Raw genomic sequence first — 15,138 nt, forward strand, 5'->3', positions numbered from 1 at the left:
TTAAATGGAAAAGGCAGATAATAATCGAAAGCTTTTTGCAAAGAATAATAGGTAATAAAAAAGCTAAATGTCTAGCTGTTAAATAATAAATATTGTATGACAATAACAATAAATAAAGGAAGAATCGCGTCTTACTGTTTTTATAAGCGACATTATGTATTTACAGTTGGAACGGACAAAAAGGAGAGTAACAGAATGGCAAAAATTATTGCAATTAATGCTGGTAGTTCATCATTGAAATTTCAACTTTTTGATATGCCTAGCGAAACAGTATTAACGAAAGGATTAGTAGAAAGAATCGGTCTAAAAGATTCGATATTTTCGATTTCAGTAAATGGGGAAAATCAAAAAGAAATTTCAGATATTCCTGATCACGCCGTGGCAGTAAAAATTCTTTTATCTAAATTAACCGATTTAGGTATAATTAAGTCTTTAGATGAGATTGAAGGAATTGGCCACAGGGTTGTACATGGTGGGGAAGTATTTAATGATTCAGCACTAATTACAGATGAAACCCTAAAACAGATTGAAGATCTATCTGAATTAGCGCCGCTTCATAATCCAGCTAACGTTGTTGGGATTAAAGCTTTTAAAGAGGTATTGCCAAATGTTGAAGCTGTTGCAGTATTTGATACAGCTTTCCACCAAACAATGCCAGAGCAATCATTCTTATATAGTCTTCCATATGAATACTATGAAAACTTTGGGATTCGTAAATATGGATTCCACGGAACTTCACATAAATATGTTTCAGAGCGGGCAGCAGAAATTTTGGGCAGACCAATTGAACATCTTCGTTTGATTTCTTGTCATTTAGGTAACGGTGCAAGTATCGCAGCAATCGAGGGTGGAAAATCAATTGACACTTCTATGGGCTTTACGCCGCTTGCAGGAGTTGCGATGGGGACTCGATCAGGAAACATTGACCCAGCACTCATTCCGTTTATCATGGAGAAAACAGGAAAGTCAGCAGATGAAGTACTTGATATCTTAAATAAAAAGAGTGGGATTTTAGGTGTATCAGGACTTTCAAGTGACCTTCGTGATATTACACAAGCTGCAAATGAAGGTAATGAAAGAGCTAAAATTGCTCTTGAAGTATTTGCGAGCCGTATTCACAAATATATTGGTTCTTATGCAGCAAGAATGTCAGGTGTAGACGCGATAATCTTCACTGCAGGTATCGGTGAAAATAGTATAGAAATCCGTGAACGTGTATTAAAAGGCCTAGAGTTTATGGGGATTTATTGGGATCCAGCCCTTAATAAAGTACGTGGTGAGGAAGCCTATATCAGCTATCCGCATTCACCAGTAAAGGTATTAGTGATCCCTACAAATGAAGAGGTTATGATTGCACGTGATGTTTTACGCATAGCAAAGTAATACAGTGATTGGATTAAAAGACAGCCGGGAAGAAATCGGCTGTCTTTTTGTGTTATGATAAAGAGAGACTTTATTCAGAGGCATTATTATCCGTTAAGCTGGATCAACTTATCATAGAATAAAGGAGACGTTAGGATGATCGATTCAATACGCGAGAGAGCAATTTTAGATGAGATCATGTTGTGGGAAAGTGAGTTGCAGAATGATCTTCGAACGGATTTTCAACGCACATTTGATAGATGGATGAATCATAAACTTAATGAAATACCTGATTCGATGAAACGGTTATTTTTTAAGAAGTTGGATGCAAGTTTATTTCATCTCCACTCTTTTATTCAAAGCTCCTTTGTTCAACAGGATGCAAAAAAACAAATCCTGTTATCAGCAAAAGCATTGAATGAAGACATTATAGATTTTAGTGATTTACATAAGCTGCCAATCGATCAGCTTCATTATTTAGCTGACCTTCAAACATCAAAACACCGCCTTTATTCTTTTTTGCAAGGTGGGATAACTGGTACCGGCGGTCTTCTTTTGACGGGTATTGATATACCGGTTCAAACAATTCTTAATTTACGATCGATTCAAATGGTGTCAATGTGTTACGGATATGAAATATCGAATCCTTATGAAATGATGACCTCTTTAAAGGTTTATCATGCATCATTAATGCCGAAGCATCTGCAATATAAAGCATGGCTTGATTTGAAGGAGGAGCTGACGTCAGATAATATGATGTCCTATTTTTATGAAGGGAATGATGACCTGGTTAACTCACAAAGCTTAGAATTTCTCTTAAAGCAAATTGCAAAGCTTTCCGTGATCTCTCTTTTTAAAAGAAGACTTGTCGCCGGACTTCCTCTCATTAGCATTATGATTGGTGCAGGTGCAAATTATCAGCTGACTCGTCAAGTAACGGATTTTGCTAATAAATTTTATCAGTACCGATTAATAAGCGAGAAAAATATTGCAGGAGGTCTTTATGATGAGTAGTATTGAACATAAGCTTGAAGCTCCTCATTCAGTGAAGTGTAAAGTCATCACGATCAGTGACACTCGAACGGAAGAAACAGATAAAAGCGGGAAGCTGATAATGAAATTGTTGGAGGAGCATGGACATCATGTGGCTGGTTATGAAATTGTAAAAGATGAAAAAATTTTGATTCGAAGCTCCGTCTTAAAAGGCTGTGAAGCCCGAGGCATCGATGTGGTACTTACAAATGGAGGAACAGGGATTGCCAAAAGAGATGTCACCATCGAAGCAGTTCAATCAATTATTGAAAAAGAAATACCGGGCTTCGGTGAAATTTTCCGTATACTTAGCTATACAGAGGATATTGGCTCTGCAGCCATTTTAAGTAGAGCGATCGCAGGTGTTTCAATGAATACAGCTGTTTTTGCTATGCCGGGTTCTTCAGGAGCTGTAAAACTAGCAATGGAAAAACTGATTATCCCTGAATTAGGACATGTCATAAGAGAAATAAGAAAAGACTTATAGATTTTATCAATAAAAAAATTGGTTATTTGCCGATTGCTTCCACTCTTCCTCTATTATATAAAAAGTAAAACAGAAGGTCTGTGCCAAGCATAATATTTTTAATTAGTTTTTGTGTCTAGCGCAAGCCCCCAGCCTCTCTAGGGTCCAAGGCGCTCATGAATAGTCAATTTATGAGCGCCTTATTTACTCTAGACAGGCGCTTGCACTTTTCTTAATTGTGAACTTTTTCAATTGATATATACTGTGTTGTTCTAAACCATATCCAAAGGTCGTTAATGATGGAGGCAAGTTCAGAGATTTCTTCATTTAATTTACAAGAATGAGGAAAATCCTCCTCAAGATTAAGTTCATTTTGTTTCCTATTAATTTCATGCTCTAGCTCAGCTATACGATCAGGTATTCCGCCGCGAATTTTTTCCCATTCGGTTAAAATGCTATTTTGAATATATCCACTATACAATTCCCATGGCTTTGTTAATTTGGGAATCTTTATTTTTAGTCTAGAGTCATAGATAAAGTAATCGTTCATTTCATTTCCTCCCGAAACATGTTTTATTAGATTTTACAACATTCCATAGGTAAGAACTACCGCACTTTATAGCTTTTATGTGTTTGAATATTCACACAATATAACTGAATTTGGCTATTCATTCATATGCGTTAATTTTTATACAAAGATTCTGTGAAAATATGCATTTTTCTATTGACGAAATAGGGCGCAGTTGGTAAAGTGTTACCTATAAAGAAAATGTATTTTTATTAACATATATTCATGTTTATACAACCGAGGAGGAACAAATAGATGAAGAAAGTTGTGTTAGCTTATTCTGGAGGATTAGATACCTCTGTTGCAATTAAATGGTTACAAGAGAAAGGGTATGATGTTGTAGCAGCGTGCCTTGATGTAGGTGAAGGGAAAGATACAGCATTTGTTCAGCAAAAAGCTCTTCAAGTTGGAGCGATTGAATCATATATGATTGATGCGAAAGAAGAGTTTGCTAATGACTTTGCGTTAGTTGCTTTACAAGCTCATACATTATATGAAGGAAAATATCCGCTAGTTTCTGCATTATCTCGTCCGTTAATTGCAAAGAAACTTGTTGAGATTGCTGAAAAAGAAAATGCAGTAGCGATTGCGCACGGATGTACTGGAAAAGGAAATGACCAAGTTCGTTTTGAAGTTTCAATTAAAGCATTAAATCCAGATCTTGAAGTGCTTGCTCCAGTAAGAGAATGGGGTTGGTCACGTGAAGAAGAAATCGAATATGCGGCAAAGCATGGTATTCCAATTCCAATCAACTTAGATAGCCCTTATTCAATTGATCAAAACCTATGGGGAAGAAGCAATGAGTGCGGTGTCCTTGAAGATCCATGGGCAGCTCCTCCAGAAGGTGCATATGATTTAACAGCACCATTGGAAAAAACGCCTGATCAAGCTGATATTATTGAAATTCATTTCGAAAAAGGTGTTCCTGTAAAAATCAATGATCAAGCATATCCGCTTCATGAATTGATCTTGAAGCTAAATGAAATCGCAGGAAAGCACGGTGTGGGACGTATTGATCATGTTGAAAATAGACTTGTGGGTATCAAATCTCGTGAAGTATATGAGTGCCCGGGTGCAATGACACTTATTAAAGCACATAAAGAGCTAGAAGACTTAACATTAGTAAAAGAAGTAGCTCATTTCAAACCGGTAATCGAGCAAAAACTTGCAGAGCTTATTTATAACGGACTTTGGTTCTCTCCTCTAAAGACTGCTTTACATGCTTTCTTAAAGGAAACTCAAACATATGTAACAGGAACAGTGCGTGTAAAACTATTTAAAGGGCATGCTATTGTAGAAGGAAGAAAATCTGAGTATTCTTTATATGATGAAAAACTTGCGACATATACTAAAGACGATGCATTTGATCACAATGCAGCAATCGGATTTATTGAATTATTTGGACTGCCAACAAAAGTAAACAGCATGGTAAAAAACAAGAAGGTGGAAGTATGAAAAAACTTTGGGGTGGACGCTTCCAAAAAACCCCTGAACAATGGGTGGATGAGTTCGGAGCATCCATCCATTTTGATCAGGAATTAGTTGAGGAAGACATCACAGGAAGTCTTGCACATGTCGATATGCTTGGCAAGTGCGGCATCATCAGCAAAGATGAAGCAGAACAAATTACAAAAGGCTTAACATCTCTTTTAGAAAAGGCCAAAAAGAATGAACTTACCTTTTCTGTTAACTATGAAGATATTCACCTAAATATCGAAAAAATGTTAATTGATGAAATTGGACCTGTTGGTGGAAAGCTACATACTGGAAGAAGTCGTAACGATCAGGTTGCTACTGATATGCATTTGTATTTACGTAAACATGTAGCAATGGTTATTGAATTGATTGAAGGGCTCCAAAATGCTCTTATAGAACAGGCTGACAAGCATGTAGAAACGATTTTACCAGGTTATACCCATCTTCAACGGGCACAACCGATTTCATTTGCCCATCATTTAATGGCGTATTTCTGGATGCTGGATCGTGATAAACAGCGATTTCAGGAATCACTGAAGCGTATTAATCTTTCTCCCTTAGGCAGTGCTGCACTTGCGGGTACTACCTTTCCGATTGACCGTAAGTATACAGCTGAAAAGCTTGAGTTTGATGGAATTTACGAAAATAGCTTAGACGGTGTTAGTGATCGTGATTTTATCATTGAATTCCTTAGCAATAGTTCATTATTAATGATGCATTTATCACGTTTCTGTGAAGAGATTATTTTATGGTGCTCTCAAGAGTTTCAATTTATTGAGCTCGATGACACATATGCAACAGGAAGCAGCATCATGCCACAGAAAAAAAATCCCGATATGGCAGAGTTAATTAGAGGGAAAACAGGGAGAGTCTATGGGAATTTAATGTCTTTATTGACGATTCTAAAGGGACTTCCTTTGGCATATAATAAAGACCTTCAAGAAGATAAAGAGGGTATGTTTGATACGGTAAAAACGATTGAAGGAAGCCTCCAGATCTTTATCGGTATGATCAATACATTAAAAGTAAATAAGGATAAGATGGAAAAGGCAACCAAAGAAGATTTCTCAAATGCAACAGAATTAGCAGATTATCTCTCTACAAAAGGAATGCCATTCAGAGAAGCGCATGAGGTTGTTGGCACACTTGTCTACAAATGTATTCAATCAGGTATTTATTTAAAGGATTTACCTTTTGAACAGTATAAACAAGCTTCTGAGCTGTTTGAAGAAGATTTATATGAAGTCATCAATCCTTTTGAAGCAGTGAGAAAACGTATGAGCGCCGGCGGTACCGGATTTGATGTGGTTCGAAAAGCAATTGATAAGGCAAAAGCAACGTTTAAATAAACGTTCAAAATGGAATAAGCTTCTTAATTTCAGAAACACTAAACGCGAGCAAAAAAGAGATTAAGGAGCTGAACGTGTTGTATAAAAAAAGAGTAACAAGGCAGACTTACTACTACGATCATTTAGGCGAAGAGGAAACGATGAAGCAAATAACGGATGCCTATTCCAGCGGGGTAGTTGAACAGCAATATGAACAAAATTTCCTCCAAGAGCACTTCGAAATAAGGAATGGCTAACCGATTAGACCTCCAAACACCAATAATGTGTTTGGAGGTTTTTTGTTTTAAATATAGAAGAAATATGAAGGTTTCAAACAGATTATTGTAAAATGGATATGTTATTATCACAATAGAGACAAAAAATTGTTATTATCAGAATGTTAAAGATGAAAGGGATAGCTCTATACATAAGGACAAGTTATATGAGGAGGAAATGATCGTGCGACATGCCCTTATTACGGCAGGCTCAAAAGGCTTAGGTAAGAAGGTAACAGAGGAATTTTTGAAAAATGGTTTTTCTGTTACGGTGAGTTATCGAAAAGATACAAGTGCCGTCAAGGAATTTCAGGCTAAGTTCTCACATTTTCAAGATCGTCTTCACTTTGTTCAAGCGGATGTAACAAAAAAAGAAGATCTTTCGAAGATGATTGATCAATCACTTGAACAATTCGGAAGAATAGATTGCTTAATTAATAATGCTGGCCCTTACATATTCGAAAGAAAAAAGTTGGCTGATTATACAGATGAAGAATGGTATCAAATGATCGAAGGAAATTTAAGCTCTGTTTTTCATTTGTTTAAAAAAGTTGTTCCGATTATGCGTAAGCAAAATTACGGACGGATTATTACATACGGTTTTCAAGGAGCTGCAACATCACCTGGCTGGCTTCATCGATCCGCCTTTAGTGCCGCAAAGGTTGGATTAGTATCCTTAACAAAATCAATAAGCATAGAAGAAGCTGAACATGGGATCACCGCCAATATGATTTGTCCAGGAAATATTGTGGGAGAGATGAAGGAAGCAACTATTGAAGATTCCAGGGAAATGACCGATCAAAACACACCAATTGGACGTTCGGGAACAGGAGAAGATATTGCAAGAACCATTGCTTTTTTGTGCGAAGAAAATTCAGACATGATCACTGGTTCTATTATTGAAGTAACAGGCGGAGCAAATGTTATCCATCGTTTTCATGTTTGAGGATCTCATCTATGTCCACTCAATCTGAATTATTTTTTTAAACTCCCAGGACCTGTCTGTTTTCGTAATCATATGATAAATTACGGTAATACTGATAAGGACACAAGTTTGAAAAGATGATGAGTAAGGAGGACTTACTATGAAAATTGGTATTCCTGCAGAGATAAAAAATAATGAAAACCGTGTAGCGATGACCCCTGCAGGTGCTTTTCATCTCGTTAGTTCAGGACATGAGGTTTATATCGAAAAAAATGCAGGACTTGGTTCGGGGTTTACAGATGAAGAGTATATTGAGGCTGGTGCAAAAATCGTAAAAACAGCTCAGCAAGCGTGGGCGATGGATATGGTTATGAAGGTAAAAGAACCATTAAAAGAAGAATATGGCTATTTTCGGGAAGGACTTATTTTATTTACGTATTTACATTTAGCCCCAGAGCCTGAATTGACTGTAGCATTAATTGATCATAAAGTGATTGCCATTGCCTATGAAACCGTTCAGCTTGCAAATGGTTCCCTTCCGCTACTTACACCAATGAGTGAAGTTGCTGGCAGAATGGCCTCCCAAATAGGTGCGCAATTTTTAGAGAAGCCAAAAGGAGGCAAGGGAATTTTATTAGCTGGAGTACCAGGTACGAGAAGAGGCAAAGTAACTATTATCGGCGGGGGAGTTGCTGGAACAAATGCAGCAAAAATAGCGGTAGGATTAGGCGCAGAGGTAACAATTCTGGACGTCAATCCAGAGCGGTTAAGACAACTGGATGATATTTTTGGAAAAGACATTTCAACACTTATGTCAAATCCTCTCAACATTGCTGAATCTGTATCAGAATCTGATTTAGTGATTGGGGCAGTGTTAATTCCCGGGGCTAAAGCACCAAAGCTTGTATCTGAAGAGGTCGTCCGTTCAATGACCAACGGATCTGTTATCGTTGATATCGCGATTGACCAAGGCGGTATATTTGAAACAACGGATAAAATAACGACTCATGATAATCCGACATATGAAAAGCATGGAGTTTTACATTATGCAGTTGCGAATATGCCTGGTGCGGTTCCGCGAACTTCTACGTTTGCTTTAACAAATGTAACAGTTCCATATGCCGTTCAGATCGCCACGAAGGGTTATAAAAAAGCGTGCTTGGAAAATGAGGCATTATTAAAAGGAATTAACACATTGAATGGATACGTAACCTATGAAGCGGTAGCAGAGGCTCATGGCTTATCCTTTTCAGATGCACGAACTTTACTTCTTGGGGTATAGGCATAAGATTATTCAAAAGAATCTATAAAGGTCTGTCAATAATTCACCAGTCAGGCCTTTTTTGTTTTAAATAAATAAAAATTACGGTAAAATTTTCTATGAAAGGTTAAAAATTTAGGAGAGCAGGTGTAAATTTCAATGCAAGTTTCTTATCATGGTCATTCTGTTGTGAAAATTTTATCCGAAAATAAAAAGATTATCATTGACCCGTTTATTAATGGAAATGAACTAACTGATTTGAATGTTGGTGACCTTGAAGTTGATGTGATAATCTTAACACATGGTCATAATGATCATGTCGGGGACACGGTTGAGATTGCGAAGAAAAATAACGCATTAGTCATTGCTCCATACGAGTTAGCTGTATACATAGGGAAAAATGATATTAATATTCACCCAATGAATTTAGGCGGGGCTTACCAATTTGACTTTGGTAAAGTAAAGCTGACACAAGCGTTTCATGGGTCAAGCTATCAGGAACAAGATGGCACAGTGATCTATACCGGGATGCCTTCAGGAGTACTATTTACAGCAGAGGGAAAAACAATTTATCATGCTGGTGATACGGCGCTGTTTTCAGATATGAAGATGATTGGTGAGCGAAATGAAATTGATGTAGCCTTTTTACCGATTGGGGATAATCTAACAATGGGGCCGGAGGATGCAGTAGATGCTGCCTTATGGCTCAAAGCAAAAAAGGTTGTGCCGATCCATTACGATACATTTCCTGCAATAAAACAAGATCCTAAAGCGTTTGCAAATATGCTTCCAGAAGGTGTAGGTATTCCTTTAAAGGTAGGAGAAATACTGGAGCTAAAATAAGTCATAGATAGAAGTGGATGATTGTGGTCATTCGCTTCTTTTTTTTCTCGTACATGCATATGATATGGTAATAAATGAAGTGAAAGGATGATTTCAGGTTGAAAAACTTACTGTATGCATTAATAGCCTTAGTAATGCTTTTTGGGGGATTACAGCAAATCACAATGTCAGGCGATCAAATGCAAACCGTGTTTTTAATGAGTTGGTTATGTTTAGCGATTTTTGTGATTGGAGGAAATTTCGCACATTACTTATATCAACCTAAAAAAGCAGTGGGTAAACAGCAACCAGTTTTTGATCGAAATCGTCAACGAAAAAGAGTACGCCAAACAGCGCGTTGATAAAAAAAAGCGCCACCCTTATAATTAAAAGTGGAAGAATAGGCAATTTATCATACTAAATACAGGCAGAAATTACGCCTGTAAAGGTTCGATAAATAAAGGCAACTAGCTTTGGAGAGCAGAATGCCTCTTAGGCTGGTAGTTTCATTTTATAAAAAGGGTGATGCGGCTTGGCTACAAAGCACGAGCAAATTTTACAATATATTAACTCACTTCCAGTTGGTGAAAAAATTTCGGTACGGCAAATTGCTAAGGAAATCAACGTGAGTGAAGGGACAGCGTATCGGGCGATTAAAGAAGCTGAAAGTAAAGGCTATGTTAGTACAATTGAGCGTGTAGGAACAATAAGAATTGAAACGAAGAAAAAGGAAAACTTTGAGAAATTAACATATGCTGAGGTTGTTAATATTGTTGATGGACAAGTATTAGGTGGACGAGCGGGCTTGCATAAGACGTTAAATAAATTTGTAATCGGTGCGATGAAACTTGAGGCAATGATGCGATATACAGGAGCAGGCAACTTATTAATTGTCGGAAATCGGACAAACGCACATAAATATGCGTTAGAGGCTGGTGCAGCCGTTTTAATAACAGGAGGATTTGATACAGAAGATAATGTCAAGAAGCTTGCCGATGATCTAGAATTGCCAATTATCTCAACAAGCTATGACACGTTTACTGTAGGTACGATGATTAATCGCGCCATCTATGATCAATTGATAAAAAAGGAAATTGTCCAAGTTGAAGATATTTTAACACCGTTAGAAAAAACGATTACACTAAAGACAACAGATACGGTATCAACCTGGTATCAATATAATTATGAAACAGGTCATGGGCGATTTCCAGTTATCGATCAAAACATGAAAGTACAAGGAATTGTCACATCAAAGGATATTATGGGGCATGACCATTCAACATTGATCGAAAAAGTGATGACGAAAAGCCCTGTTACTGTGACCGGAAAAACATCTGTCGCCTCTTCTGCACAAATGATGGTTTGGGAAGGGATTGAGGTGCTTCCAGTCGTTGATCAACATAATCGTTTGCAAGGGATGATCAGCCGGCAAGATGTATTAAAGGCTTTGCAAATGATCCAGCGACAGCCGCAAATCGGTGAAAAGCTTGATGATATTATTACCAATCAGTTTATCACCATTGATGATGAACTAAAACGAGGAAGTGTTTTTCGCTGTGAAGTAAGCCCGCAAATGACAAACCATCTTGGGACAATTTCTTACGGTGTTTTTACAACACTTGTAACAGAAGCGGTAAATCGCTACTTAAGAGCGCAAAAAAAAGGGGATATTGTCGTAGAAAATATTACAATATACTTCATCAAGCCTGTACAAATGGAAAGTGTACTTGAACTGCATCCGAAAATACTAGAGGTTGGAAGAAAGTTTGGAAAAATTGATATTGAAGCATTTAGTGAAGGAGCAGTAGTAGGGAAAGCAATGATGATGGTTCAATTAATTGAAAGGTAAGAGAATAGAAGAGGCTATGCCTCTTCTTATTTTTGCGTCCCGGATTCGTTTATCACTTGTGGCAAATAATGCTTGTATGCACGGAACCCTGCCCAGCTGCTTCCAAGTCCAATTAGCAAAAAGATAATCCCCACGATTAACGAAATGCTTGATCGATATAAAAATAGCTGATTAAGGCCAAAGGATGCAACAAAAATTCCTAAGGCAATACTGGACTTTGCAGAAATCCATTGTTTCTCAATCGGCTTTTGGGATCTATAAGCTTTTACTTTATAGTAAACGTAAAAAGCAAGGGAAATGATAATCATTACAACTAACACTGGCATATATCGAAACCTCCGCATTAAAATCAATAACGTTCGTTGTTTACCATGTCTTATTTTAACATGACCTAAACAAAATGTATTCATTTTCTGTTTGCTGATTATTCTTTCTTTTTAAATAGGATGTTTTATGATTTAATAACTTATATCGATGATTAAAGGAGATAGAAATGAAACAACAAATTTTAAAAGAAATACGTCAAAATGAAACGATTATTATCCACCGTCATGTTCGCCCAGATCCAGATGCATATGGTTCCCAATGTGGATTAGCTGAACTATTAAAAGCTTCCTATCCGGATAAAAAAATTCTCGTTGTAGGGGAAAGTGATCCATCCTTGGAGTTCCTATATAAAATGGATCTTGTTGAGGATGAAGTTTATCATGAAGCATTGGTTATTGTTTGTGATACTGCCAATCAAGCTCGGGTAAGTGACCAACGCTATAAAAATGGGAAAAAGCTCATTAAAATTGATCACCATCCAAATGAAGACAAATATGGTGACCTGCTTTGGGTTGATACAAGTGCGGCTGCAACAAGTGAAATGATTTATGAACTATATTTGGAAGGCAGGGAGCAAGGCCTTGTTCTTTCAAAAAAAGCGGCACAATTATTATATGCAGGTATTGTTGGCGATACTGGCCGTTTCCTTTTTCCAAGCACTACGGAAAAGACCTTCCGTTATGCAAGTGCATTAATTTCTGAAGGAATTGAGTTTGCACCTTTATATGACGAACTGTATAAAACAAAACGGAATGTTGCAAAGCTTAGCGGATATGTACTGCAAAACTTCAATTTAACATCTTCAGGAGCAGCTTCAATGAACATTTCGCAGGCAATTTTAGATGAATATGAGGTTTCACCTTCTGAAGCTTCCCAGCTGGTAGGCATTCTTGGGAATATTGAGGGTGTTACAGCATGGGTGTTTTTCGTTGAAGAAAAAGATCAAATAAGGGTTAGATTAAGATCTAAAGGGCCTGTAATTAACGGGCTAGCGAGAAAATACGATGGCGGAGGACATCCTTTAGCATCTGGTGCATCGATTTACAGCTGGGATGAGGCTGAAAACCTTTTTAAAGATTTAGTAGAGCTATGCCAAGAAGTTAACGGATAAAGGGGTATGTAAGTGGTTCGGAATTCGTCAAAACGGTTCCGAACCTTTTTTCGATATTGGGGTAAAAATGTTAGCTATAAGCTTATATAGATATGTTGAGAAAAGCAAATAAGGAGATAGTAGTTTGAGAGGTTTTGGTAACGCTTACTAATCTTTGTTTGGGATAAACCAAAATCCAATGTCGGTAGCATCTTCGTAAACATCAAGTTTCAATAGTTGGATTTCCTTTTTTATTAAATGTGCAATCTCAGGTGATTCAACATATGCTGAAAAACCCTTTTTAATATGCTCAAGCTTTTCCTGTACAAATTTTTTTGAATTAATAATATACATTTAAATCTCCTCCAATTTGTTTTTTTTAGAATGTCACCCTTTCTGAATGTGACGAGTCTGACCTTTTCTGTATAGAATAGCCAGCTCAGTCAAACCATGATTAGTTTGGTGGTAATTCATAAGTGGATTTAGCAAGTTAAACAAAGATTCCATTTTTCATTAAAATAAATTTACGGTATACATGGCTTTAGGCAGTGAATACTGACGAGGTTATGCTTTATATTTATGAAGTTGGAAGGAAAAAGCTTACTATTCATGAGGCGAGGATGATGAGGCGGCTGCTGCAGTATTGTTCTTAAAGATGAAAAAGCTTTTCACTTGTTTGTTTTCCCTATTTTTATTTTATCGAAGATCACCTGAAAATGCGATTAATTTTTATCTACAAGTTTTTCTTTTAATGTGTACGCACGATTAAGCATCCGAACCGGGAGTCTTCTCTCTATGGTGTATCAGTAGGAGGCTCCCAGTTGACTCGCTTTTCTAAACAGATGTCCCACTTATCGGTTGCATTCAACATACTGCTAATTCGATGTTACAAAAATTTATTTCAAAAATGATATTTCTACCTCAATATATATCGTTGTGGATAGAAAAAAATGGGTAATTTTAAGCTTATAATCCTTATCGTCTATTGGCAATGTTCTGTTCTCGATCGTTCGTTTTATTAACTTATGATTGGAGATAACGCCCTCAAGCTCCTTTGCAATTAAATCTGATAAATCATCCTCAATCATTCGCTCAATATTTTTTATTCTAAAATCTTGAAAATGATATTTTTCACCATTTGTTAAATTGATTTCAATATCCTGTACTGTAAGTCTTTTTTGAGCTTCTTTATTTAATTTTGTGTATTCTTCCTGGTAAATCTCTTTACTCTTTTTTAGTTCGTCAATTACTACTTGTTGTTCAGCGATCTTGATGCTATGCTTTTCTTGAATCACACCAAATATAAATAAAAAAACACACCAGCTAATAACGGCTCCGATTGCTGCTCCTGCAAAAAAACGCTGCCATGTTGGTTGTTGGTAATGTGGTGGAATTCTCATGATATGTGCTCCTGTGTTAACCAAGTAATAATCAGCAATCCGGTTTGAGCACCGCCCATACCTGAGACAATGAGTAAGACTTGTTTGATGATATCTCTCGTTTCACCTTCGAAAATCCCTCGTTCAAAGCTGTAAAACGCATCAAATGTTCCGCCAATTGCGGCAACAAGCGCCCAAATCTTTAAACGATTTGCAAAGATAAACATTTTCGTTAAAGGTGGTTCACCAGCTAAAAAGGCTCCTATAGCACCTATGAGTGTTCCACCCAAAATAACACCAAGCGCAATAAAATAGCTGTGGATAAAAGCCGGAACAAAGGCTTCGTTTTCCATTACATCATCCTCCTATATTTATCCAAGCTTAACGGGTTGTTACCCCTGCTGATGGAAGTCTCACTTTATCCCATCTTAACGGGCAGTAAAATCCCTTTTTAAAATTATGAAAAGCAATCAGCATTGGTGGGGATTACTGCCCCTAAAGATCCGATAAGTCTCGCTAACCATCAGTAAGGATAAAGTACATCCTTACTGATGGAAGTCTCACTTTATCCCATCTTAACGGGCAGTAAAATCCCTTTTATAATTAAGAAAAGCAATCAGCATTGGTGGGGATTACTGCCCCTAAAGATCCGATAAGTTTCGCTAACCACCAGTAAGGATAAAGTACATCCTTACTGATGGAAGTCTCACTTTATCCCATCTTAACGGGCAGTAAAATCCCTTTTATAATTAAGAAAAGCAATCAGCATTGGTGGGGATTACTGCCCCTAAAGATCCGATAAGTTTCGCTAACCACCAGTAAGGATAAAGTACATCCTTACTGATGGAAGTCTCACTTTATGTATATGGACGACCTTTAGGAAGTATGTTCTATTTAGATGCACTAGCTTTGCATTAAATAAATTCCTCTTTGTCAATAGTTTTTTTAAAAAAAGTCTGTTAGAACACAAAAAAACTC

At 37.0% G+C, this 15,138-nt stretch carries 17 protein-coding genes; 12 read left to right on the forward strand and 5 right to left on the reverse strand.

Annotated features, from left to right (window positions below):
• Positions 1-195 precede the first annotated feature (195 nt).
• The 3 genes from Q1B07_RS11055 to Q1B07_RS11065 all read left to right on the forward strand — a co-directional run bounded on the left by Q1B07_RS11055 (position 196) and on the right by Q1B07_RS11065 (position 2,881).
• Positions 196-1,383, forward strand: coding sequence for an acetate kinase (locus tag Q1B07_RS11055; protein ID WP_299094490.1), 1,188 nt, complete (start codon positions 196-198; stop codon positions 1,381-1,383).
• 135 nt (positions 1,384-1,518) lie between these two features.
• A complete protein-coding gene (locus Q1B07_RS11060; protein WP_299094489.1) occupies positions 1,519-2,376 on the forward strand; it encodes an EcsC family protein in 858 nt (285 codons plus the stop codon).
• Complete coding sequence (locus Q1B07_RS11065) at positions 2,369-2,881, forward strand: MogA/MoaB family molybdenum cofactor biosynthesis protein (protein WP_299094487.1); 513 nt, start codon at positions 2,369-2,371, stop codon at positions 2,879-2,881. The genes Q1B07_RS11060 and Q1B07_RS11065 overlap by 8 nt, the downstream gene beginning before the upstream one ends.
• Before the next feature lie 211 nt (positions 2,882-3,092).
• Here Q1B07_RS11065 and Q1B07_RS11070 read toward each other — a convergent pair whose 3' ends face one another.
• Positions 3,093-3,410 (reverse strand): hypothetical protein, encoded by a 318-nt coding sequence (locus tag Q1B07_RS11070; RefSeq protein WP_299094486.1) that lies wholly within the window; start codon positions 3,408-3,410, stop codon positions 3,093-3,095.
• 273 nt (positions 3,411-3,683) lie between these two features.
• On the opposite strand from Q1B07_RS11070, the gene Q1B07_RS11075 reads away from it, so the two are divergent.
• The 8 genes from Q1B07_RS11075 to Q1B07_RS11110 all read left to right on the forward strand — a co-directional run bounded on the left by Q1B07_RS11075 (position 3,684) and on the right by Q1B07_RS11110 (position 11,364).
• The gene (locus Q1B07_RS11075) at positions 3,684-4,883 is read left to right on the forward strand and encodes an argininosuccinate synthase (RefSeq protein WP_299094484.1); all 1,200 of its coding nucleotides are present in this window, start codon (positions 3,684-3,686) and stop codon (positions 4,881-4,883) included.
• Positions 4,880-6,253: an argininosuccinate lyase gene (gene argH / locus Q1B07_RS11080; protein ID WP_299094482.1), complete on the forward strand. Its 1,374-nt coding sequence runs from the start codon at positions 4,880-4,882 to the stop codon at positions 6,251-6,253. The genes Q1B07_RS11075 and argH overlap by 4 nt, the downstream gene beginning before the upstream one ends.
• Positions 6,254-6,330: 77 nt before the next feature.
• Positions 6,331-6,489 carry a hypothetical protein gene (locus tag Q1B07_RS11085; protein WP_299094481.1) on the forward strand — a complete coding sequence of 53 codons (159 nt, stop codon included), beginning with the start codon at positions 6,331-6,333 and terminating at the stop codon, positions 6,487-6,489.
• Between the two features lie 202 nt (positions 6,490-6,691).
• A complete protein-coding gene (locus tag Q1B07_RS11090; protein WP_299094480.1) occupies positions 6,692-7,453 on the forward strand; it encodes an SDR family oxidoreductase in 762 nt (253 codons plus the stop codon).
• 139 nt (positions 7,454-7,592) lie between these two features.
• Positions 7,593-8,714, forward strand: coding sequence for an alanine dehydrogenase (gene ald, locus Q1B07_RS11095; RefSeq protein WP_299094479.1), 1,122 nt, complete (start codon positions 7,593-7,595; stop codon positions 8,712-8,714).
• A gap of 138 nt (positions 8,715-8,852) precedes the next feature.
• Entirely contained in the window at positions 8,853-9,536 is a 684-nt protein-coding gene (locus tag Q1B07_RS11100; protein ID WP_299094478.1) for a metal-dependent hydrolase, read from the forward strand.
• A gap of 98 nt (positions 9,537-9,634) precedes the next feature.
• Positions 9,635-9,877 carry a hypothetical protein gene (locus Q1B07_RS11105; protein ID WP_299094477.1) on the forward strand — a complete coding sequence of 81 codons (243 nt, stop codon included), beginning with the start codon at positions 9,635-9,637 and terminating at the stop codon, positions 9,875-9,877.
• A 170-nt stretch (positions 9,878-10,047) separates the two neighbouring features.
• Positions 10,048-11,364 (forward strand): CBS domain-containing protein, encoded by a 1,317-nt coding sequence (locus Q1B07_RS11110; RefSeq protein WP_299094476.1) that lies wholly within the window; start codon positions 10,048-10,050, stop codon positions 11,362-11,364.
• Between the two features lie 26 nt (positions 11,365-11,390).
• Here the strand turns inward: Q1B07_RS11110 and Q1B07_RS11115 are convergent, their stop codons facing one another.
• On the reverse strand, positions 11,391-11,690 hold the full coding sequence (locus tag Q1B07_RS11115) for a YtpI family protein (protein ID WP_299094475.1): 300 nt from the start codon (positions 11,688-11,690) through the stop codon (positions 11,391-11,393).
• A gap of 167 nt (positions 11,691-11,857) precedes the next feature.
• Here Q1B07_RS11115 and Q1B07_RS11120 point away from each other — a divergent pair, with 167 nt between their 5' ends.
• On the forward strand, positions 11,858-12,802 hold the full coding sequence (locus tag Q1B07_RS11120; protein WP_299094474.1) for a bifunctional oligoribonuclease/PAP phosphatase NrnA: 945 nt from the start codon (positions 11,858-11,860) through the stop codon (positions 12,800-12,802).
• Positions 12,803-12,949: 147 nt separating this feature from the next.
• Here the strand turns inward: Q1B07_RS11120 and Q1B07_RS11125 are convergent, their stop codons facing one another.
• The 3 genes from Q1B07_RS11125 to Q1B07_RS11135 form a co-directional block, all read right to left on the reverse strand.
• A complete protein-coding gene (locus tag Q1B07_RS11125) occupies positions 12,950-13,135 on the reverse strand; it encodes a hypothetical protein (protein WP_299094473.1) in 186 nt (61 codons plus the stop codon).
• Between the two features lie 542 nt (positions 13,136-13,677).
• Positions 13,678-14,181, reverse strand: coding sequence for a sporulation membrane protein YtrI (gene ytrI / locus Q1B07_RS11130; RefSeq protein WP_299094472.1), 504 nt, complete (start codon positions 14,179-14,181; stop codon positions 13,678-13,680).
• Positions 14,178-14,513, reverse strand: coding sequence for a YtrH family sporulation protein (locus Q1B07_RS11135; protein WP_299094471.1), 336 nt, complete (start codon positions 14,511-14,513; stop codon positions 14,178-14,180). Before Q1B07_RS11135 ends, ytrI begins: the two co-directional genes overlap by 4 nt.
• Positions 14,514-15,138: the final 625 nt, after the last annotated feature.

This window comes from uncultured Metabacillus sp., assembly GCF_947503125.1.
Classification (GTDB): domain Bacteria; phylum Bacillota; class Bacilli; order Bacillales; family Bacillaceae; genus Metabacillus.

What these genes read in the sequence shown, in the direction of transcription:
- Q1B07_RS11135 (WP_299094471.1), bottom strand. Translation starts at nt 14,513, where the DNA reads ATGGAAAACGAAGCCTTTGTTCCGGCTTTTATCCACAGCTATTTTATT.
- Q1B07_RS11055 (WP_299094490.1), top strand. Translation starts at nt 196, where the DNA reads ATGGCAAAAATTATTGCAATTAATGCTGGTAGTTCATCATTGAAATTT.
- Q1B07_RS11125 (WP_299094473.1), bottom strand. Translation starts at nt 13,135, where the DNA reads ATGTATATTATTAATTCAAAAAAATTTGTACAGGAAAAGCTTGAGCAT.
- ytrI (WP_299094472.1), bottom strand. Translation starts at nt 14,181, where the DNA reads ATGAGAATTCCACCACATTACCAACAACCAACATGGCAGCGTTTTTTT.
- Q1B07_RS11070 (WP_299094486.1), bottom strand. Translation starts at nt 3,410, where the DNA reads ATGAACGATTACTTTATCTATGACTCTAGACTAAAAATAAAGATTCCC.
- argH (WP_299094482.1), top strand. Translation starts at nt 4,880, where the DNA reads ATGAAAAAACTTTGGGGTGGACGCTTCCAAAAAACCCCTGAACAATGG.
- Q1B07_RS11100 (WP_299094478.1), top strand. Translation starts at nt 8,853, where the DNA reads ATGCAAGTTTCTTATCATGGTCATTCTGTTGTGAAAATTTTATCCGAA.
- Q1B07_RS11060 (WP_299094489.1), top strand. Translation starts at nt 1,519, where the DNA reads ATGATCGATTCAATACGCGAGAGAGCAATTTTAGATGAGATCATGTTG.
- Q1B07_RS11075 (WP_299094484.1), top strand. Translation starts at nt 3,684, where the DNA reads ATGAAGAAAGTTGTGTTAGCTTATTCTGGAGGATTAGATACCTCTGTT.
- Q1B07_RS11065 (WP_299094487.1), top strand. Translation starts at nt 2,369, where the DNA reads ATGAGTAGTATTGAACATAAGCTTGAAGCTCCTCATTCAGTGAAGTGT.
- Q1B07_RS11120 (WP_299094474.1), top strand. Translation starts at nt 11,858, where the DNA reads ATGAAACAACAAATTTTAAAAGAAATACGTCAAAATGAAACGATTATT.
- Q1B07_RS11115 (WP_299094475.1), bottom strand. Translation starts at nt 11,690, where the DNA reads ATGCCAGTGTTAGTTGTAATGATTATCATTTCCCTTGCTTTTTACGTT.
- ald (WP_299094479.1), top strand. Translation starts at nt 7,593, where the DNA reads ATGAAAATTGGTATTCCTGCAGAGATAAAAAATAATGAAAACCGTGTA.